Source organism: Laspinema sp. D2d (genome assembly GCF_025370755.1).
In the GTDB taxonomy this organism is placed as follows: domain Bacteria; phylum Cyanobacteriota; class Cyanobacteriia; order Cyanobacteriales; family Laspinemataceae; genus Laspinema.
Genome location: NZ_JAMXFC010000020.1, coordinates 87789 through 109141, shown reverse-complemented (window position 1 = coordinate 109141; position 21353 = coordinate 87789). Strand labels below are relative to the sequence as shown.

The window sequence follows — 21353 nt, the reverse complement described above, 5'->3', positions numbered from 1 at the left end:
TAGGGAGGAACCGTTTGATGAGGGAGTGAAACCCATTACGGATTCGTAAGATGTTGTGAAGAATAGAAGGTCATACTCAAGGAGAACTCAAAATGTGGCGATCGCTCAAATTAGGCTCTATTACTGTCGTTAGTCTGGGATTAATCAGTTTAACCGCCTGTGGAACCGGAGAACCGGACTCAAATGTGCTAGAAAGTGCGACGGAAACTCCCACAGAAACACCAGTAGTCCCCACGGAAACAACCCCAAAAGACCGTCCCACCCAAGGAGGACAGGTGATTGAAATGGGTCCGTATCATTTAGAATTAGTGGCGTTACCTGAACCGGGAGGAGTGCATTTAGATTTTTATCTGCAAAGGGGAGATACTCACGAAGCGATTCCCGCTGCAACGGTTACCGCACAAGTGGAAACGCCTACGGGGGAACAACGAACCCTAGAACTACCCTATGACGAACCGGGAAAACATTATGCCGCTTTTTTGCCTGCGGAAGTATCTGGGGAGTATAAGGTAGCAATTCTCACAGATATTCAGGGGGAAAAAGTGAATGGGCGCTTTACGTTCAATCGGGAATAAAGGTGGATTTTGTACTCGTCGGGGAGAGGTTACAGTTGACGCTGAATTAAATCAGACCTAATCCAGTTAGTAAAAGCGGACTCATTCCGCCAAGGCTCTACCCTTGAGGGGGCGGGTTAAAGCCAATAAAAAAGCTCAGATATTGAATATCTGAGCTTTTTCAGGTTAAGCTATGAAACGAAGCAGTTTCGTCTTATGGGTTTCCAGAAAAAAACTCTCCGATGGTGATTAAAGGATTCCGACACTCAAGGTTTCAGTGCCTGTAGCCTTATCATTCGGGAGATTTCATAATTTGGAGTTCCACTAATCTAGCTTAGTAGCCTTTTGAGAAGTTGTTGCGACGACCACCGCGACCGCCGCCGCCACCGCCGCCGCCGCCAAAGGAGCCACGGTCTTCACGGGGTTTGGCCTTGTTGACTTTCATATCGCGACCCATCCATTCAGCCCCATCAAGAGCTTCAATGGCAGCGGTTTCTTCAGTTTCAGTGGACATTTCCACAAAGGCAAAGCCGCGCACACGACCCGTTTCCCGGTCGGTGGGCAGGTTCACGCGCTTAACAGAGCCGTATTCTGCAAATACGGCGCTCAAATCATCTTGGGTAACTTCATAAGAAAGATTACCAACGTAAATAGACATGGACTAACTCCAAAATTCAACGGATGTAGAGGTCAAGTTTTCGGAGAGAAGCCTGTCCAGACGAAAGGGAGAAATACCTATCAATACTCGAAACAAACACTGCAACCGAATTTCAATCTCATCCATAACAATAACACAGTTTTTTCAGTTTGGGTAAAGCTATCAGTAGTTTTTCGGAAAATTTGCTGAAACCCTTTACCCCAGGTATTTTTAAGAATTGAAATTTCCCAGCGATCGCCTTTTTTGAGGTGACAAATCTCGCCGCATCCATCCCTCACCCCTCAACATCCCACCCGGGTTCTTGTGTCATTTTAGGAACCTCTTCCCCCTGAACCCTGAGCAAGTCCTGTGTGAAACATAACGGGGGACACCCCGGGATCTGCTGCCCTTTCCAGTTAGGAACGGTGCGATCGCCTCGGTAGCTTATGTCTATCTATATAGGGTAATAGGGTATCGGCGTTCTAGTAGTTCCTAGTAGTGACATCAATGGACTCTAGGATAAAATTCCCCAGAATCTGGATAGGTATAAATGGATAGCGATGCATTTGGGATCAGGATCACAGCGGTACTCTTTTTTAAGGGCTAGAAAATCTCTACCCCAGGCCCTTGACATCTATTGCGCCCTTATGATTTTTTTCTGAGTCTATCCGTAGGACCGGGCGGGAGGAACGCTTCAGATCTGAGACTAGGGGAGTGCAACCTTTCTGCAAAAATACTCCCCAAACCTCGATATAATCAAGAAGAAAGCTGGATGAACAAGAGAGGGCCTCCGATTGGAGACCCCTGAATTGTTTCAGAAAAATTTAAAATTAAAGTTTTACCAACCCCCAAAAATATGGTATCCTGGCTAACATCATCTTAAAAACGTCTCCCAAAAGAAAGATGTCAAATTTCATAACTTGTGCTACGGGCCTAGAGGTTGAGTTTTTCTTTCGGAAAGGATTAAGCCTGAGTGAAGCGGGAAACTATACAGGAGCGATCGCCAGCTATGACAAAGCTCTCGAACTAGAACCCAATGCCGATGAAATCTGGTACTGTCGCGGCAATGCGCTGTACAACTTGGGGCGGACTAATCCTGCGATCAAAAGCTACGACATGGCGCTAGAGCTAAATCCGGGCTGTTACCAGGCCCTGATCAATCGCGGCAACGCCCTGGATGACAGCGGACGCCACCAGGAAGCCGTTGAGAGCTACGATCGCGTTTTACGGCTTAAACCCGATCATCATCGCACCTGGAATAATCGTGGGATTGCCCTGGGGAACTTAGGTAAATATGACGAAGCGATCGCCAGCTATGATCGGGCGATCGAATTCAAACCGGACTATTCCCGCGCCTGGTATCATAGAGGACTGGCCCTCAAAAGCATGGGATTGACTGAAAAAACCCTCGCTTGTTATGACAAAGCCTTGGCCTCACAACCGGACTTCTACGAAGTGTGGAACAATCGTGGTAACACTTTATACTTGTTAAAACGATATTCCGAAGCGATCGCCAGCTACGACAAAGCGGTACAAGCTTTCCCCAGCTATCACTGGGCTTGGTACAATCGTGGCGTCGTGCTTCAAGAACTCAACCGCAATGAAGAAGCGATCGTCAGTCTTGATAAAGCAGTCAACCTCAACCCCAAAAATGCCGAAGCCTGGTATTATCGTGCCTTGGCCCTAGAAGCCTTAGACTGCACCCGTAGCGCTGCCGCCAGTTATGATAAAGCCTACGAACTCAAACCTAACCTCAATATCGAGTCCTCAGTTAGCAAAGATCTGTCCTAATTTTTACCAGTCCCTCTAAACCGAAACATTCATTATTTCAGTCCTTAGAAAATCTGAGAACCCTGTTTAATCAGTGGCCCTCTTAACATGGCAAAAACCGGCTACACCCTACCCGTTTTCGCCGTTGCTGCGGCGAAAGCGGCCCTGATGGTGCTGTCTCCCAGTACAGAGGCCCCCAAAACCGTCACCCTTGACCTGATTCCCGAATCTATCGAGATTCCCATTCACCAAGTCGCCCAACTGGATACGACTTCCGCCCTCGCTATCACCCTCAGCGATCCCGGGGATAATCTTGACTTGACTCGAAATACGCCCATTTGGGCATGGGTGAAATGGACCCCTCGCCAAACCCAACCTTTAATCCTCGAAGCCGGAGAAGGATTAGGCAAAACCCAAACCGGAGAACCCGCCATTTATCACTATGCGCGGCAACTGTTTGAGCGTAATTTATTCCCCTTAATTCCCGAAGATAAAACCCTCGTTGTTTCCATCATTTTACCCGAAGGACGACAACTCGCCAGCCGGACTTCTAACGCCGCTTTTGGCATTTTAGAAGGACTTGCCTTACTTGGAACCAGTGGTATTTCTCAACCCCTGTCTTCTGCCGATCATCTCGATGAATTTCGGCAGAATTTGCAGTTAAAGGTCAAAAATTCACCTCATTTAACCTTTTGCCTGGGGAATAATGGTCTCGTAGTTGCTCAACGGTTAGGCATTCCTGAATCAAGCATTGTGCAAACAGGAAACTGGATCGGGGCGCTGTTAGTTGAAGCAGGATTGCGCGGTGCAGAATCGGTTTTGTTGTTGGGATATCAGGGAAAACTGATTAAATTAGCTGGGGGAATTTTTAATACATCCAGCCATATTGCCGATGCTAAATTAGAAATTCTCAGTGCTGCAGTGGTTCAGGCGGGGGGAGATTTGGAAACAGTAGAAGCGGTATTAAATGCTAAAACTGCCGATGCGGCTTATTTTGAAATTAAAGCCCGAGGACTGGCTGAGTTAGTGTTTAATAATTTGGCCGAAAAAATTAGTCTAAATGCTAAGAATTATGTTAAAAAATATGCCGATACTTCTTTAGAGATGGGCACAATTTTATTTGACCGCCAAGGGGAAATTATTACTCAAAAACAGCCTTGCCGGTGGTGAGGAGAGGGCACTGGAAATAGATTGACTGGGGGGTGAAAAACCTACTGCCGATCGCGATCGCCCATCACATTTTTCCAACTTTGGGGTTCCAATGGGGGTATTGGTTCCCTCGTAGAATGTCGGAACAATACAAAGGGAATCGTCAGAACCCCGACAATCATCACCGTTGCAGCGGTTAACCAAACCATCCAACGACTTGGGCGATAGGCGCTAAATTCAATTTGTTGAAAAACCTGATTGTAGCGCCAGACGGAGAGGGGAATAAAAATAATCCCCATAATTACCAATACCACACCCAGGGTTTGGGAGTTAATAGCGATCGCTGTTCCAGTGTCTGGTTCACCCGTCACACTAGCTTGTAACTCCCGTAAAAATAGACCAAAACGAGCGATCGCAAATCCAAACCCAATCATGCCAATAGAAGTGCGTAACCAAGCCAAAAACGTCCGTTCATTCGCTTGATGTTCGCGTTGTCGGTCTATTTTGTCCTGAGTCATTGCCACTCCCGTTTAATTGAAGTTCCCTTAAACGGTGCGATCGCTTCAAATTCGAGGCGATCGCACGGTTTTACCCCATTCTTAGGAACTTCTTACCCTACCCTGTTACCGATAGTTGGTAAACTGTAAGGCCACCGGCCAATCTTCTTGTTTAATCAACTGCATCGCTTCTTGTAAGTCATCTTTCGACTTACTAGAAACCCGCACCGCATCCCCTTGAATTGAACCTTGAACCTTCTTCAATTCATCCCGGAGTAACTTGGTAATTTGTTTACCCACCTCTTGGGCGATACCTTTTTTGAGCTTAATCACCTGACGGATGCGGTTACCACTCGCAGTTTCCTCCTTACCATAGTCAAAAATTTTCAACGATAAATTCCGCTTGACCGCTTTTTGTTGCAGAACCGAGTGCACCGCATCCAAGGTCATTTTGCTATTCGTATTGATGACAATTTCATCCTCCCCGAGTTCAACCGTGGTATTGGTATCTTTCAGGTCGTAACGACTGGTAATTTCCCGATTGGTTTGGTCAATCGTATTAACGAGTTCCTGGCGATCGAAATCGCTGACAATATCAAAAGAATACGTTGAAGCCATGAATAAAACGTGACTAATTATCAGTACAACTACAAATTACTAGACCATGAAACCACTCGAAGAGGGGGACAAACTGCCAGTGCCAAATATCAGCGATCGCCTCCGTGAGTTCGCCTCGCAACGTTCTTCAGGAAAGTGGACGAATCGAGTAGCCTCGGGGCCATTGCCTGGGAGTCTCTAAACAATAACTGACCTAGGCAACGGCAGTTTCATCTCTTCTTCGCGGGGGAAATTTTAGAGTAAAACGGGAACAGACACAAGCGGATCCAAACGCCAAATGGGAAATCCGATCGCAGGGTCAAGCCTAGGTAAACGAGGATGCCCTTAATCAAAATAGAACAACGTCACGAGTCGGCGTTGTTCCTCCGCATCCTGACAAGTTTGCAATAGCGTGTGGCTATCATGGAATGCAAAGCAGATTAACTGCTGACAGCGAGAGACAATTTCCAAATTGCACAAAGCACTGGCTTCAGCTAAGGATAAATGGTCATTCGCGGGATTTTCCACCAAGTGGATCACCTTTTCGAGTTGCTTGCGCGACTCGCTGGGTTGACGATCCAGACTTTGGGGGAGAATCACCGTCAGCATATTGGGATCTGCCTTCATCGCGCCTTTAATCGCAGCAGAATTGGTGCCGGTAGCACCAGAGGTCAGAATTCGATTCCCTTCTAAGACCAAAGCATAGGTCATTCGCTCAATGAGAGCTTGATGGGTAATCGGAACATGACGGGAACCTAGGACGGAAATTCGTTTAGAGCCTGTTTGCTGGATCGAGGCCAGTTCTTGCGCCAGAGTATCGATCCCAGGTGATGTGTCTATTGATTGACTCAAAGACGGTATGAAATAACTAGAACAACGGAGTTATTTTAGCAAAGATAAGACCAAGTACGATAAATAGATGGAAAATAGCCATGAAAAGTATTAGCAAACCCGAAATCCGAGAGAAAAGTTGGACAAAGGCGATCGCCACCCCCGCCCAGGAATTTCCCCCCACTCCCCTCAAAATCATCGCCGGAACCCTCCCCCCCGGATTGCGTGGAACCCTGTACCGCAATGGTCCCGCCCGACTCACCCGAGGGGAAAACCGCGTCGGACATTGGTTTGATGGGGATGGAGCAATTTTAGGGGTTCATTTTACCGGCAGAGACAGCCGCGCCCTTTACCGCTACGTCCAAACCGCCGGATATCAAGCGGAGGAAGCTGAGGGCCGCCTGCAATTTGCCGGATATGGCACACTCCCCCCGGGACCTATCTGGAAACGATTAGGCAAGGGGGTGAAAAATACTGCCAATACCTCCGTGATTGCCCTCCCGGACAAACTCTTAGCCCTTTGGGAAGGGGGACATCCCCACGGATTAGATTTAGAAACCCTAGAAACCTTCGGACTGGACAACTTAGGCGGATTGGCACCAAACTGGGGCTATTCCGCCCACCCCAAACGCGACCCCCAAACCGGGGAAATCTATAATTTTGGCGTCTCCCCGGGAAAAAACGCCCAACTGCACGTTTACCGCAGCAACAACCAGGGCCAAATCCAACAACAGGCCGCATTTGACCTAGAGGGAATGCCCCTGATTCATGATTTTGTGATGGCGGGACCCTATTTAATCTTTGTGATTCCCCCGGTAAGGATGTCGGTATTACCCGTCCTGTTGCACCTGAAAAGTTTTAGCGACTCCTTAACCTGGCATCCCGAGTTAGGGACTCAAATTTTAGTGATTGACCGTTCTAGTTTAGAACTGGTGAGTCGGGGGGAAGCGGAACCCTGGTATCAGTGGCATTTTGGCAATGGTTCCGTGAATGGCAGTGGAGAGATTAGCTTAGATGTGGTGCGCTATCAGGATTTTCAGACGAATCAATATCTCAAAGAATTTGCCACCTTGCAGACAGAGACAGCCGCCAAAGGGACCCTTTGCCGAGTCCGAGTGAATCCCAAGACTGGAAAGGTGATGGAGACAGAGACGATGATAGATCGCCACTGTGAGTTTCCCTCGGTAGATTTCCGAGAAGTGGGACAGGAGTGGCGCTATACCTATTTATCCTTGCATCGAGAGGGAGTGGAGTTAGGGAGAGAACCCGTGGGGGCGATCGGGCGGTTCGACTATCAAACCGGCCATCTGACCGAGGCCCCTATTCCCGAGAACTGTTATCCGAGTGAACCGATTTACGCACCAGATGGCGATCGGGCTGAACAAGGGTGGGTTTTAACGGTGGTTTATGATGCGAACGAACATCAGAGTCAGGTATGGATTTTTGATGGCGATCGGTTGGAAGAGGAACCGGAATGTCGGTTAGGGTTGCCGGGGGTGATTCCGTTAGGGTTTCATGGGACTTGGAACCCGCAGAAACGTTTGTAGTGACGCCTTCAGGAGTTATCAAAAAGAAACCCCTGAAGGAGTTACTACAAACTGTTTGTAGTGACGCCTTCAGGAGTCAAAAAGCGGGAGTTTTAACCACCACCAGATCCTCGTCAGAATTCTGCTAATCAAACCCCTGCAAATATAATCCCTATCTTCTGTGTAAAGACCATCCAAAAAACTTATTTTGTTTACGGGGTGATAGGGGTTCAAATTTCCACGAGATCGTATTGGCTAAATGCTCTCGGAATTTATCATGATAAAACCGATAGCGGCCCCCAGATTGCTTTAAAATGCCACGGGCACTTGCTTCGTTCAGAAATTGAACATAATTTCGGGGAATACGACCCTGACAGCACAACACCTCTCGCAAAATAAAATGTTGGCTGACTGCTTGCCCACCGCCAATCACATATACGAATAAAATTGTCAATAATAATCCCCCAATTAACGATTCACTCAAGTTCCAATTCTGTCCTGTCGCCCACTGAGGGATAATCAAAATCCAGGGACACAGCACCATAGACAATCCCATCGTGATCAAAGAAGTGCATCCCGTTTTCCAAATCCATTGATAGGGAGATTTCCTAATTTTAAAATCTGTTCTCAAACCTAAAATAACCCCCCAAATTAGCCCTAAACTTCCCCCGAAAATAACGCCGACAATCCCCCCAAAAATCGAATCTCCCTTCAGCCAACCAATCACCACACCAATCAGCGTACCAATCAGCCCCAACCAGATTGAATAGCCCAATCCAAGATTAATTATTTGGTTTAAATTTTTCCAAGAGATATCAAAATCTTCTATTAGGTTAATTGCATTGAAATCATATATAATTCCAAAAATTAGTCCACCAATCAGCCCGCCAATTATCTGTCCAATCTGCCCTCCAATTATCTGTCCAATCAGTCCCCCGGTTAGCGTACCCATTACCCCTAAAATCAGCCGATTAATCCCTGAGTATTGATTTCGTTGTTTTTGAGTTTCCAGCCAAGTTGGTTGCAGCCTTTCAATCAAAAACTCTCGTTGATTAATGTCTTCTCGTCCCATACTTGCAGCCAACCACGCTAAATAATATTTAGCCTTTTCTGGGTCGTAGCCTGCAAGGGGTTGAGAGAGTTTTCGATGCAAAAAATCATCAAATAGTCGGCTTTGGCAATCTTGGGTGTTTTGAGGGAGGTTGTTTGGTAATTCATCAGGATAAGCAATAGGCATGAGGTTTAATAACATGGGATTGCGCGCCAACTCCATTAACCCAGAATTGGATTGTAGTTCATCCCAAATATGTTCTGCCTTACGCTGCTCTAAATATGTTTTAATTTGGTCATCAGCTAATTCACAAAGCCTGACTGCTTGTTCGACTCCTTTTAAACGGATACGGCGGTTGTTTTTATCGGTGAGGCTTTCATAGTCTTTGACGCGACAGCAGATAACTAATGCCTTTTGCTGATGTTGATAATCTGCCTGTAAAGCATCGATCGCCCGAATCGCTTCTTTTGCTCGTTCCTCCCCCAATTCATCCAAACCATCAAGCAACGGCACAATGCGATCGCCCTTCAGCCACTCCCGGCATAGCTTTGGATTTCGTACATACTGCGCCACTATTTCTCCCACCATCCACTCGAACATCGGTTCTCCCCGCCAAGTAGAAAGCTCAAAAATCAAGGGGATAGGGTCTTTGGGATTGTTCTCGGCTGCTGCTGCTGCTTCTCCTAATGCTTGGGCTAATTTGAGCAATTCCGTCGTTTTGCCGCTACCCGGTTCTCCTAAAATTAATAAACGCTGGTTGGCTTCGCTGAAAGTCTCTATAATCGGTTTACTGGGTGATAATTTAGTGACTTCTCCTGTCTGTAAATTCTCCAAATTCCGCCCAGTTTTGATTAGAGGCAATTTATCAGCGATCGCTTTTGGTAAACTGGCGGAAGGCTGCAATTTTTGCCACCACGTTCTCCACCCCTTGACGGATGATTGTTGAGGCGCTTTCCTTTGGGGTCGTTCCAAATCACCCGGAGAATCAATGCTGGTGATAGGAATATGGCTGTCTTGATCCAGAGAATTTTTAAGGCGCTCATTAATGAGTTTCTGATTCTCTTGCAATAGTTTGTGCCATAACTCTTCCGGGGGCGTTTCTTTTACGTTTAATAATTCTGGTCCAACGACAACAATAATGGCAAAAATAATCGCCCCACAAATTGCCACTGGAGTGGGTACATTCCCCATCCAATCCGGCAAGGGAGGCAGTTGGTTGACGAAATAAGGATAGAGAACAAACGCCAGGGCCACAAATGCCAACCGAAGATACCGAAAAAATCGATTTTGCTGATTTGACATGACCTCCCCCTCGCAAATAGTGGTTGCTGTTAGCGAACTCGCAGAATTTATGTTTAGTGTTCCCAAATTAAAGAGAATTATACCAAATCCGGCTATCAAAGCCCTACTTTACCTCTTCAGCCCGCAAGGGTGCGGGTTTTTATAGACCTTTAAAAACCAGATGCTGTACTTTATTCCTGTTCTTGTTCTTCTTCTATCCACCATCGAAATAATGTAGGTTCCTCCTCATTATTAACAGTCACCAGAATTAAATTTTCACCATAAGCATTCACAAACGAAGCCCGACAAAACCCCATCCCAGTTCCCGAACAGTCTTCAAATTCAGGATAGTCTAACTCATTTACCAGTCGCTCTAACGACCCCGATAATAAGTCGTTTGAGTTGGGATTTTGGGAATTAATCTGCCATCCCTCGTCTAAAATAAATTCTCTGGCTTCGCTGTAAGGCATAGACTGCCGCAAATCCGTAGGGACTTATTGTGTAACTCCATTGAAGGGCAGAAACACAATATTGAGAGCCAGTGCAATTCCTGAAAAAAGCGCGTGACGCATGATATTACTTTCCTTTTGCTAGACAACATCACAAAAGAAATTCTCCCTCTGCTAATCGTGTAAGGCGCAAAGATATGCGCCCTAGAGCTTCAAAAGGAGAATTGATTAGGGTTTCACTTAACGGTTACTGCTGAATCTTTTTCTAAAGTAAAACCCTACAAGTTTTTGTAGCAGATTTTTCCCTCAAGATTTTACCGCCCAGAAAGGGCTGGTTCTAACCCTAAAATAGACAGCAAGCGGTCTACGTCAAAATGCTCTGACATGAGTTTTCGCATAAATTCCACTTTAATCGGTTCATGTAGGCGAACTTGACCGAAGGTTTCTTCGATAATTTCCACCGTGGTTAGAGTATCTAAGTCAACAGATAAAACCGGAACCTCGACCTCTTCAGCGCGATTCAGAATCATCTGACTCGGTGGCATATGTCCCGTGAGAATCAGACATTGGGTGGAGGTTTCCAGGGCCGCCAGTTGTAGTTCTGACCGATCGCCTCCGGTAATCACCGCCATGTTTTGAGCTTGGGAGAAATACTTTAAAGCCGAGTTAACATTCATCGCCCCAATTTTCAGGGTTTCCACCATCAAATCTAGGCGATCGGGACGACAGAGTACCTCCGCATTCAGCCGTTGCACCAACTCTCGAACGCTGACACTGCGAAGCAAATTGCTCCTTGGCAGCAACCCAAACACCCGAATCCCCTGTTCTTCCAAAAACGGACGCAGAATGGTGGAGGCACTGGTCCAGGTTTCTTCTGGGATATCCGTGAGGACCACTCCTAGGAGGCGATCGCCCAAGCGGTCCTGAACCGAGAGCAGTTCCCCCACATCTAACATCGAGTGGAAGCGCGCCACCAACAATACCGACGCCTCAATCAAAGTGGCAACTTTAGGCACCGACAGATTAAATAACCGGCCTTGATCTAAAGTACCAGCCCCCTCTAAAATCGTTAAATCTCCCCCGAGGTGTTCCAACGAATTCACCAGAGTCTCAGAGTAGTCCGTTTGTCCAATGCCTTGCAGACGATTCTCCAGGGTCGGCGCATCTAAAAACAGCAGGGTATCCCCCAGGCGATTATCCGGCAGATTCAAAGTTTTGGCTAAAAATCGATGGTCCTCGTCTATCCCATCATTTCCCACTTCACTGAAACAGGTTCCCAGGGGTTTAGAATACGCAATATCCAGCCCCTTGGCTTGGAATTGCTGGACCATGCCTAGGATAATCGAAGATTTACCGCTGTAAGGCCGAGTTGATCCGATCGCGAGATATTTAGATTTTGGTTTGGCAGATGTTGGCACGCACTCACTCCCTATTCTCTTGTGTTGATAGTCTGCTTTGGGTCGTCAGATGACGTCTTATCCCAAATCGGGGTATGAAAAGTCGGTATTCTCTAGTAGCCTGCGTAGGCAGGCTTTGTCCGCAAACGCCCCACCCTCAAGGGTGCGGGTTAAGGTAGGCATCGGCATCACAGCAGCAGCATTTCCCCAAGGATGACCCTGGAATCCGAGACCCTTGTCCCTGATTCCATCGGAAGCTGTTGCCGAAAGCGACTGCCCCCTCGGGCTAATCGTCAGTCTTTATTCTAGTCATCCAGTAGTAGCAACTTTCGATAGAAGCCTTTAGAAAAATCCACCAAGTGGTGCCGCTTATGGCTGACAATCACATCGATTAAGTGGTCAATAAACTCAAAATTTGCCATCGTCACTTCATAGCTGAGGTCTGCATTCCCATCAAACTGGATGCGACACCGGGTGAGGTCAGCCGGAAGAGAGGAAACGTGCCAGCTTGCTACAAATGGAACGTTTTCACCGCCCTCTATTTTGCGCTCACCCTCCAAATTCCCTTGACGATAGAGGCTAATCGCTCTCGGTAACACCGCTCGTTTATTGCCTTGGTAGTAAGGGATATAGACCCCTATTTCCCGATTATCCGCAGGCTGAAGTTGATCGAGGTTATTACCCATGCTCGCTGCTCCTTCTAGTCCAGTATCAATAAAAAGTGTAGTGGAGAAGGGGGTGGGGAATTGAATTCTCCCGGTCATGATTCCCTTATCCTCTTCAATTTTGGCAAGTTTTCAGGACTAAATAAGGGGGGTAGGTTTCTGTGGACCCAGAAGACTGAATCCTGCTCAATTGCAGCAACGAGTTAGAAAAATAACAATCAGGGATACAATAAAACAACATTAAGGTTTCTCTAAGCTCCTAGCTCTCCAGTCTCAACTGACGCTCAAGCAGTAGAGACCGAAGAGAGAGAGGATTCCCCAACGGGAACCGCAGTGCGGGGGCGATCGCCTTTAGTCCCGCCTGAGCTGTCCAATTGTCTGGGAAACTTAACTTGTCTCCCGCTGAGGGCATCTGGAACTTGACTGGACCCTTTAATAACTGCAATCCCTGCCATAATTTGGGGTCTAGGGGCTGAGAAACCACTAAACCTGTATTGCTTTTTTACCTAAGTAAACTATGCCAGCGAATTCCTGGCCCGAAAACAATTCCTTCGAGGAATTCGAGCCTCTTCATTTGATTTTGTCTGCTTTTGAAGATTCTGATCAGGTCGAAGACTTTTCCTATCCGGGGTATCTGGGTCGCCGACGCAAAGCAGCGGTATTGCTATTGGGGATTTCTATTCTCACCCTCATCCTGCATTTCCTCTCCTGGGGATATTGGCTGGTGTTGGGCTTTACGGCACTGTTAGGACTCCATGCAATTCGGATTGTCCGGGCGAAAGCATTCCCGACCCCCCAACCCCTGGACCGGGAAGACCAGGAACACTGGCCCCAAGTTTCCTTACTGGTAGCGGCTAAAAACGAAGAAGCCGTAATTAGTAAGCTGATTGATGTCCTGTGCAATCTGGATTATCCCCGCGATCGCTATGAAGTCTGGGCGATCGACGATAACAGTAGCGATCGCACCCCGGAGGTGTTACAGCAACTCGCCCAAAAATATGACAACCTCAATGTGTTTCGGCGTTCTGCCGATGCCACGGGGGGCAAATCTGGGGCACTCAATCAAGTTATTCCCCTAACCCACGGAGAATTTATCGGGGTCTTTGATGCCGATGCGCAAGTCTCCCCGGACTTCCTGCAACGGATTCTCCCTACGTTCAATCCGCCCCAAGTGGGGGCCGTGCAGATGCGGAAGGCGATCGCCAATCCTGGAGTCAATTTCTGGACCAAAGGACAAGTCGCAGAAATGGCCTTAGATACTTATTTCCAACAGCAACGCATCGCGATCGGTGGCATTGGGGAACTACGGGGGAACGGTCAATTTATCCGGCGTCAAGCCCTCGATCGCTGTGGTGGATTCAACGAAGAAACCATCACCGATGACTTAGATTTGACCCTGCGCCTGCATTTAGACCGTTGGGATGTCCAATTTATCAGCGTCCCCGTCAAAGAAGAGGGCGTCACTCGTCCTTTGGCCCTGTGGCATCAACGTAATCGCTGGGGAGAAGGGGGATATCAGCGGTATTTAGACTATTGGCGGCTAATTTTCAGCGATCGCCTTCCCGGGTCCAAATCTTGGGATATGTTTGCATTTTGGATTATCCAATATTTCCTCCCGGCAGCCGCCATCCCCGATTTAATCCTGGCGATCGCCTTCAAACATTTCCCCATTTACAGCCCCTTAACCACCCTCGCCATGAGTCTTTCCCTCGTGGGAATATTTACCGGGCTGCGGCGCATTGAGTTCCAAACCGCTCAACAAGCCAAAACTCGACCCGCCTCGCCCCTCCAAACCCTCATCCAAACTGTGCGGGGTATCATTTACCTCCTGCACTGGGTAGTTGTAATTTCTAGCATCACCCTCCGGATTTCGGTCCGTCCCAAACAACTCAAATGGGTGAAAACCGTTCATCAAGGCACCGGCGAATTACCCGCTTAACTTAGACCTCTTGCAAAATTCTCTTAAGCCCCCCTTCTTAAGGGGGGTTGGGGGGATCAATCCAGATATTTGCAAGAAATCTATTCTCCCTCCCGCCCATCCGGGGCGATTCACAAATCGCCCCTATATTAAGGGTTTCTTGGGAAAATAGGCGTCAGTCCTGTCCCCTCAAAAATCCAATCCACCAAACGGATCATCGTCTATATCCACATCATTGGGACTCTCTAAAACTCCCCCCATTTCCGCCTCAGAACTCGGGGTTTGAACGTCCCAACTGTGACTAAAGTCTGCCTCAACTGCCCGACCCCTCGCCTGTGCCTCCGGGTCATCCGGGAGACTGATTAATTTCCCATTAAAATGATTGCTAAATCGTTGAGCCGCCCGGATCACTTCATCATCATCGGGTTGCTCACCCCGGGGAATATCCCGTCTCCCCGTCGCTCCGACAAACACCGTGGGGCGGTTTTCTGGCCCGTTACTGGGTTCAATTCGGGAGTTTTGAGGGGGGGATTGAGGCGGTGAATTTTCGCGATTGGCGGGGCTTTGTGGCGTCGAGTTGGCCTGTCCATTGCCCATCGGCGGTGGCGGTGGCTCCATCCTTGCTGCTGGGGGTTCGGAAGGGTTAGGGGCGATCGCGCCAGAAGCCGGAGGGGGTGCGTCCCCAGACACCTGAATCACCACTTTAACTCGGATATTAAACGCCTTAAAAAAGGCAGCTTCCATATCCGATACCTTACTCTGCGCCATCTTAAACAGGTTGGGAGAGCGAATCGCAATTTGAGCTTGATGGTTGCTGAACCCAATCAGCCGTCCATGTTGCTGCAACAGCGCTTTGCTTCCCAGCGGCAGGTATTCCAGCAAGGTTTGCCAGGTTTGTTCCAGGTTGCCACTCGGTTCTACAGTCGAGGGTTCCGGGTTCCCAGACCCCTGACTCGGTGCCGGTGGCGGGGGAGAAGCAGGGCGATTTTCCGGGGGAGAGGCAGCGCCAACGCTTCCGGATGGTGACCCCGAACTCCCTGTGTTCATCCCCTGTACTGGGGGAGATTGAGGGACATTTTCCGGAGAAGGGTGGCTTGCTGAGGTTCTCCCCGGTGGTGCCACATTTGCAGCCCCTCGACTGGATGAAGAACTGGAGGTTTCTTGCCGTCCCTGAGTGGGTGTAATTAAAGCCGAGGGCAATAATCCCAACAGGGTTACCTCTAACCACAAACGAGGCTGAGTGGTATTTTTAATTTGCGCCTCGCTGCTCCTTAAATGTTGTTGACCCGCTAAAATAGTCGGCATTTCCCATTGTTGAGCTACGGCACATAACTGTTCCCAGGTAGGAGGAGTAACAGCGACTAAATCCGGGCGATTGGGCGCGGTATGAGCAATTAATAAATCCCGATAAAATCCGGCCAAATTTTGTAAAACAATCAGCGGTTCTCGACCGCGATTCATTAATTCTCGGGCTTTATCCAAGACTTGTTCTGCATTATTTCCGGCGATCGCCTCTAATAACTGAATCAAATCTCGCTCCGGGACCGACCCCACCAAATCCCAAACCCGCTCTACAGTAACCTGTTCTTCCAGCAACGAAAGCTGATCCAAGAGACTTTCTGCATCCCTCAGTCCCCCTTGAGCAATCTGAGCCACCGTCAAAACCGCTTCATCACTGATATTAATGGTTTCATTGCCTGCAATATGCTTCAAATGCTGAACCATTGAAGCTACAGGAATCCGGCGAAAATCAAATCGCTGACAGCGAGAAATAATCGTGGGTAAAACTCGTTGGGGGTCAGTTGTTGCTAAGACAAACACCACGCGATCGGGCGGTTCTTCTAAAGTCTTGAGCAATGAATTAAAAGCAGCCGTACTCAGCATATGGCAATTATGCACTAACAGTCCATTTGCCACAAAGTTATGATGAGTTTCTACTTCAATATCGTAAACTTGACGCGGATCTGCCATTGCGACAGATTCGACCTTCTCCAAACTTGTAATCCATTGATGGGATTGAATAGGGTTGGAGCTCGTCCACAAATTTTCGGGTAGTATCTGCGTTGAGTCTAATGTAAGGGTATGTTTTACTTCCATCATCTTTTTTGGAAGTGTAAAACATGATTTTTGCTGGATATCCGCAGTCTTTAAGCCAATCGGCAATGAGTTGATTTTCTTCGACAGAATATCCTTCTGTATGCAGTTGAATGGATGGGCTGCCTTGAGAAATACTGAGGGATCCATCATCCATATAGAACCAAGCCAACCCTTCTGGTGTAATTTGCTTGAGCCACTCATGAGAAACCCGCTTTTTTCTCCCTTGGGGTCTAACTGATTCAAAAACTGCTGGGAGTTGGGGATGACAACGGGTCTGGCAACAGACGGATAGATATCCATATCCTTGGTTGGGTGCCATTCGGATCTGGGGTTGCAGTGCTGCAAGACGGGAGGCTTTGTATTCCATCCATTCTCGTTGAGATTCCCCATGAGTCCAAGACAATCTCGGAAATCGACTGTATTGGTTGGGGTAGGTAATGCAGCCATCTCCCAGCAAGGTTCCGTAGATAAGCCCCAATGTGTCGGCTGACAGAAATTCGGCATTAGCCAAAAACTTTTCCGTTCTTTTATCCCACTGTCCATGTCCTTTTTTGTAGGGATGTCTCTTCCAGTGTGAGTTAATTCCGACAACAGTTGAGGGAGTTTTGCGACTAAGCAAGTGGATAGGAATATCGAGTTGTTCTCCACATCCGCAAGCACAGAAGGGTCTACAGTATTCCAGTTCTGTGAGCTTATCTGCCAAGGTTGTGAGCTTGTAATGGTTTTGCTTAGTTGGATGCTTTTCCCAGTAACGTTGGATGTATTCCACGCTGGTTTTTTTTGCCTGATTTGGTATTTCCAATTTTTCCCCGCATCCACAGGCACACAGGGGTCTAAGTTCTTCCAACGCTGCGAGTTTGCTATTCCAAGGGGTGGATTTACAACGGGGGTGATGGTTCTTTTTGTAGGTGTATTGCTTCCAGTATTTTTGGATGGTGTTAATACTGGCATTATTTTTGAGGTAAGACTCGGGAACGGTAAGTCTGGCTCCACAGCCACAGGCACAAAGGGGCCAGATAGATTCAAGCTGGGCGAGGGTACTTTGGCAGCGATCGCGCTGTTTACAATTTTCGGATTCAGTAAAGGCGCAAGAATGTTCATTCCCGGTTTCACTTTCTCGGCGGCTATCCAGCCGTTTTCGGTCCGAATCAGATGATTGGCGGTGCATCGGATTTCTCGATTCCCTGTTTTAATAATCAGTGTTTGTCGTTCTCCCCGTTCTAGCCAGCGGAGAACTTTTTTCCATTCCCAGTTCCCGTTCGATTCGTTATAACTGAGAACCTGTTTGTTTTGCAGAGAAGGGTCATCAATTCTCATCAACCCCTCAGCAGTTTGCACCAGGGTGTCACCTGTTAAACATTCATCAATAATGTAAACTTTTTGGCGACATTGTACGGGGGCAAATTGTGCGCGTTCGATGAGTTCACGGATGTTATCAACCCCGGTATTACTGGCGGCGTCAATCTCAATGGTGTCTAATGAGGTGCCTCGGGCAATGGTGCGACAGACTTCGCATTCACCGCAGGGGATTTCAGTGGGACCGTTGGAGTTGAGGCAGTTGAGGGATTTAGCGAGAATCCGGGCGCTGGACGTCTTGCCGGTGCCTCTGGGTCCTGTAAATAAATAGGCGGGTGCGATTCGGTTTTGGCGAATCGCATTGGTTAAGGTGGTGGCGATCGCCTCTTGTCCCACCAAATCTGCAAAGGTTTGGGGGCGATATTTGTGATGTAGCGGTTCGTATGGCATGGATGGGGGAAGAATATCAGCAGACAATACGGTTAAATCTGGAGGCAATGGCCGGTGGAATGGCAAGGCTGGAAATATCGCCAGTTCAAGATGGGGTGATGCAGAGGCAGTCAATATCCACAGAAAGCCCGATCGCCCCTCCAGGGTTCCCCTTTTCTACGGGTTTCCCTTTGTTGTGAAAAATTTGCATTTTTTTACCCGAGGAACTAGGCTCCCAATCTGCGATTTTAAAGGAAAAAGCCTTAATCCCCACTCTAAAATAGAATAGCACTGGCCTATTCCCTTCCTAACCCTATAGATAGATATCTGTGGCAAAGGACCCAGTTTAGGATTGGGCTGGAGCGCCTCCCCATTTACCCAGGTTGGCTGTGGCAAGGTTGGAGGCAAGTTTGACGAAAATTAAGGGAAAACGCTGCCAGCATCGAAAAAATGCAGCGATGGGGTGGGACTCGCAATCAAACAGAAATCCGTAGGGACAGAGGGATAAATTTATCAATGAGGCAGTTCATGCAACGGGTTGTGAAAACTTTGGGCCGAATTTGGCAGCAGCTTGTCCGGTTGTGGAAACAGTGGTTTCGCCGATCGCCGCCTCAGTCGTTCCTCACAAAGTCAAACCCCAAAAACTCAGAACCTCGCGTTCCCCAACCTCCTAAACCTCTGTGTGCGGCAGAGTACGAATTTCTCTTTTCTGAATTGCTGGATGGGGTGCATCGAGGGTGGAGTCAGGCTCAGGTTAACCAATTTTTGCAGGAGATCGAACCAGAATCTGCTCCGAATGTCAAGGATTTTGTTAAGGGTTCGGGGATGGAAAATGCCCAAAATCAGGCATACGTGCTCTGGTTACGCCAGTTTGGAACTCGTCTGCTCAATTCCCCAGTTCCCAATCAAGAATTAGCAAGGCGGATGGTGCAGTTAGGCGCGTTAAACTGTGGCAAACTCTCGGAAGTGGCGGCAGAAATTGGTCAAATGTTGCTCGATCGCGAGGCAAATACTCCATCCCCATCCCCAGCTACACCCGCCTCGCCCGTTGCCTCAGAATTCACCCTAGAACATTATCTACAACTGGGACAGATTCATCTCGATCGCCGTCAATATCCCTCGGCGTTAACCACGTTTGAGCAGGCGGCAAACTATTCTCCGAATCACCCAGAAGTATTGTATGGATTAGGTTTAGTTTGTCATCGTATGGGACTTTATCACGAGGCAGTCGCCCATTTGACCGAGGCACTGGTTCAAAACCCTGAGTTTCTGGTGGCCCTGACTCAACGAGGTTTAGCCTATAAAGCCCTAGAGGATTTAGAAGCGGCAACGGCAGATTTTGAATCTGCCGTGACGATGAAACCACAAACTCCCGAGGAATGCTGTGCCAGAGGGAAGGCCCTGATGCAGTTAAAGCAGCCGGAGGGGGCGATCGCTGCTTATGAAGAAGCCCTGACAACCCATCCCGAATGTCATCAGGGGTGGTATGAGTGGGGCAATATTTTTTATGACTTGCAGCGATATGACGAGGCGATCGCGGCTTATGATAAAGCCCTGGACCTGCAAGGGGACTATGCTGCCGCTTGGTTTAATCGGGGGGCCGCCTTGGGGAATCTGCATCGATATGGCGAGGCGATCGCCGCCTTTGAGAAACTCCTGGAAATCCAGTCCCATGACTATCATGGCTGGTTGTGCCTGGGTCAAACCCTGGAACGGTTGCATCGAATCCCCGAGACAATCGCCGCTTATGAACGCGCTTTACAACTGCGACCCGATGACCCCACCGCCTGGAGATATCGCAACGCCGCACTCCTGGACCTAAAAAAAAGCTAGGACGGCGATCGCCTAACCTAGCTTTTCCCGGGATAACAGGGACTTATGATTGAACCGAACATGACCGATGAGGGCGATGGCAGGGCCGCACCCATCACCGGAAGAATCCTGGTTATCCCGATTTAACCCGTACTGTGGTTCTTGTTTTCATGGCACTGCACAGGACCTGGGGCAGAATTCGGTATCCCATGACCTTCGTGAGCATACTGTTGCCAGAGTAGAGCTAAATCCTCCGCTTGTCCCTGGAACTCCGGATGAACCTGATACATTCGTCTGGGTCTTCCCCGGCCTTCAACCTTTTTCCAGTAGCCCTTAATGACTCTTTCATTTTCTAAAAATTTCAGAGCACTGTAGAGTACCGTATCCGAAAGTCGATAGGCTGGATATTCCTGCTCTAGTTGCTGAATCAGTTCTGTGCCATAAGAGTCACCCGCCAATAATACTGAAAGAACGTAACACACGGTTAGTTCTTTATTCAGATAAATCGGCGGAGGGTTTTGAAAAAAGTCATAGATCTCTTCAAAATTCATTTGAGTTACCCGCTGAATACCCCTTAAAATACCAATTGATACAGGAATTGACGCCCTGAAAGATTGACGTTTCGTAGCTTGCCCGCTCTGGGGAGGGGTGAAAAATCTACAGTTCAAAGTCAACTCAAAGTCAACCCAGATACCGTCCCGAGCATCGGGAAGATTTGTGATTTGGTTCCCTTCGGTATAGATGCATTGCTGGATGAAACTGCAAGAGAATCCCGTTGATCCGCCCAGCTTGGATGAGAATTAAGCTCTTTCTAATAGCCTGATTTAAAATTGGAGGATCGGAAGGAAATCACTGCCAATTTTCAGGGAATTGGTATGGCAGAAGTTTTTACATAACTTCCGACAAGACGGGAACAAAAAGAGCCTAAAATCCATCTAAGAACAACCCTCCATTTCAGACGAATTGTGGTGAGAGTTGAGCCGGAAAATTTACCGACTGACGAGCAAAACACGCACTCTCAAATTTTTTTATACAGACTCCTACTGATGGAATCAGCGAAAGTCAGCACCCAAATAAAATAAATACAACTTTTGTAGACTTGAACCGTGGAATAGAAATTGTAAAAAATCATCTCCAACGGCAAGCCAGCCCTGATTTATTAGTAGTAATTTGCACCCCGGTTGATACCGAGTTAGACCGAGGGATGAATCATCAATACGAGCGATCGCTCAGGGTCATCTGTGGTTCAGTCGGCTTAATTAACTCAGGGGGAAAATGACTGGATTCTCTCTAACCTGAGCGCACCCTTTCTCTTCTTTAAGCTGACTAGAGCAATCAATCCACAGATCAATCAGAACCTTTTGGAGTCTTAATCTGTTTAAGCTCTGGATTGTGAC

The 21353-nt window shown here is 47.9% G+C and carries 17 protein-coding genes; 7 read left to right on the top strand and 10 right to left on the bottom strand.

Features of this window, described 5'->3' with window-relative positions; all coding sequences use genetic code 11:
• The first annotated feature begins 92 nt into the window (after nt 1-92).
• Nucleotides 93-575 (top strand): hypothetical protein, encoded by a 483-nt coding sequence (locus tag NG796_RS14920; protein WP_261207629.1) that lies wholly within the window; start codon nt 93-95, stop codon nt 573-575.
• A 313-nt stretch (nt 576-888) separates the two neighbouring features.
• Here the strand turns inward: NG796_RS14920 and NG796_RS14915 are convergent, their stop codons facing one another.
• Nucleotides 889-1212: an RNA recognition motif domain-containing protein gene (locus tag NG796_RS14915; protein ID WP_261207628.1), complete on the bottom strand. Its 324-nt coding sequence runs from the start codon at nt 1210-1212 to the stop codon at nt 889-891.
• An 882-nt stretch (nt 1213-2094) separates the two neighbouring features.
• On the opposite strand from NG796_RS14915, the gene NG796_RS14910 reads away from it, so the two are divergent.
• Nucleotides 2095-2982 (top strand): tetratricopeptide repeat protein, encoded by an 888-nt coding sequence (locus NG796_RS14910; RefSeq protein ID WP_261207627.1) that lies wholly within the window; start codon nt 2095-2097, stop codon nt 2980-2982.
• Nucleotides 2983-3069: 87 nt separating this feature from the next.
• On the top strand, nt 3070-4131 hold the full coding sequence (cbiD, locus tag NG796_RS14905) for a cobalt-precorrin-5B (C(1))-methyltransferase CbiD (RefSeq protein WP_261207626.1): 1062 nt from the start codon (nt 3070-3072) through the stop codon (nt 4129-4131).
• A gap of 41 nt (nt 4132-4172) precedes the next feature.
• On the opposite strand, the gene NG796_RS14900 is transcribed toward cbiD, so the two are convergent.
• The 3 genes from NG796_RS14900 to NG796_RS14890 form a co-directional block, all read right to left on the bottom strand.
• Nucleotides 4173-4628, bottom strand: a complete 456-nt coding sequence (locus NG796_RS14900; RefSeq protein WP_261207625.1) for a YidH family protein — start codon at nt 4626-4628, stop codon at nt 4173-4175.
• 105 nt (nt 4629-4733) lie between these two features.
• Nucleotides 4734-5225 (bottom strand): YajQ family cyclic di-GMP-binding protein, encoded by a 492-nt coding sequence (locus NG796_RS14895; RefSeq protein WP_261207624.1) that lies wholly within the window; start codon nt 5223-5225, stop codon nt 4734-4736.
• A gap of 324 nt (nt 5226-5549) precedes the next feature.
• Nucleotides 5550-6056, bottom strand: coding sequence for a DNA recombination-mediator protein A (locus NG796_RS14890; protein ID WP_261207623.1), 507 nt, complete (start codon nt 6054-6056; stop codon nt 5550-5552).
• Between the two features lie 80 nt (nt 6057-6136).
• Between NG796_RS14890 and NG796_RS14885 the strand changes: the two genes are divergently transcribed.
• Nucleotides 6137-7582, top strand: a complete 1446-nt coding sequence (locus tag NG796_RS14885; protein ID WP_261207622.1) for a carotenoid oxygenase family protein — start codon at nt 6137-6139, stop codon at nt 7580-7582.
• A 151-nt stretch (nt 7583-7733) separates the two neighbouring features.
• On the opposite strand, the gene NG796_RS14880 is transcribed toward NG796_RS14885, so the two are convergent.
• The 4 genes from NG796_RS14880 to ebsA form a co-directional block, all read right to left on the bottom strand.
• Nucleotides 7734-9914 carry an NACHT domain-containing protein gene (locus NG796_RS14880; RefSeq protein WP_261207621.1) on the bottom strand — a complete coding sequence of 727 codons (2181 nt, stop codon included), beginning with the start codon at nt 9912-9914 and terminating at the stop codon, nt 7734-7736.
• Between the two features lie 170 nt (nt 9915-10084).
• Entirely contained in the window at nt 10085-10363 is a 279-nt protein-coding gene (locus NG796_RS14875; RefSeq protein WP_261207620.1) for a hypothetical protein, read from the bottom strand.
• A 293-nt stretch (nt 10364-10656) separates the two neighbouring features.
• Nucleotides 10657-11760: a phosphotransacetylase family protein gene (locus tag NG796_RS14870; RefSeq protein ID WP_261207619.1), complete on the bottom strand. Its 1104-nt coding sequence runs from the start codon at nt 11758-11760 to the stop codon at nt 10657-10659.
• A gap of 284 nt (nt 11761-12044) precedes the next feature.
• Nucleotides 12045-12425: a type IV pilus biogenesis protein EbsA gene (ebsA, locus tag NG796_RS14865; RefSeq protein WP_261207647.1), complete on the bottom strand. Its 381-nt coding sequence runs from the start codon at nt 12423-12425 to the stop codon at nt 12045-12047.
• A gap of 496 nt (nt 12426-12921) precedes the next feature.
• On the opposite strand from ebsA, the gene NG796_RS14860 reads away from it, so the two are divergent.
• The gene (locus tag NG796_RS14860; protein ID WP_261207618.1) at nt 12922-14343 is read left to right on the top strand and encodes a glycosyltransferase; all 1422 of its coding nucleotides are present in this window, start codon (nt 12922-12924) and stop codon (nt 14341-14343) included.
• Between the two features lie 168 nt (nt 14344-14511).
• Here the strand turns inward: NG796_RS14860 and dnaX are convergent, their stop codons facing one another.
• Nucleotides 14512-18165, bottom strand: coding sequence for a DNA polymerase III subunit gamma/tau (gene dnaX / locus NG796_RS26480; protein ID WP_317619317.1), 3654 nt, complete (start codon nt 18163-18165; stop codon nt 14512-14514).
• Between dnaX and NG796_RS14840 the strand changes: the two genes are divergently transcribed.
• Nucleotides 18051-18344 (top strand): hypothetical protein, encoded by a 294-nt coding sequence (locus tag NG796_RS14840; protein ID WP_261207649.1) that lies wholly within the window; start codon nt 18051-18053, stop codon nt 18342-18344. The two genes, dnaX and NG796_RS14840, sit on opposite strands and share 115 nt — an antisense overlap.
• Before the next feature lie 328 nt (nt 18345-18672).
• Nucleotides 18673-19977 (top strand): tetratricopeptide repeat protein, encoded by a 1305-nt coding sequence (locus NG796_RS14835; protein ID WP_261207617.1) that lies wholly within the window; start codon nt 18673-18675, stop codon nt 19975-19977.
• Between the two features lie 122 nt (nt 19978-20099).
• Here the strand turns inward: NG796_RS14835 and NG796_RS14830 are convergent, their stop codons facing one another.
• Nucleotides 20100-20507, bottom strand: coding sequence for a PadR family transcriptional regulator (locus NG796_RS14830; protein ID WP_261207616.1), 408 nt, complete (start codon nt 20505-20507; stop codon nt 20100-20102).
• Between the last annotated feature and the right edge of the window lie 846 nt (nt 20508-21353).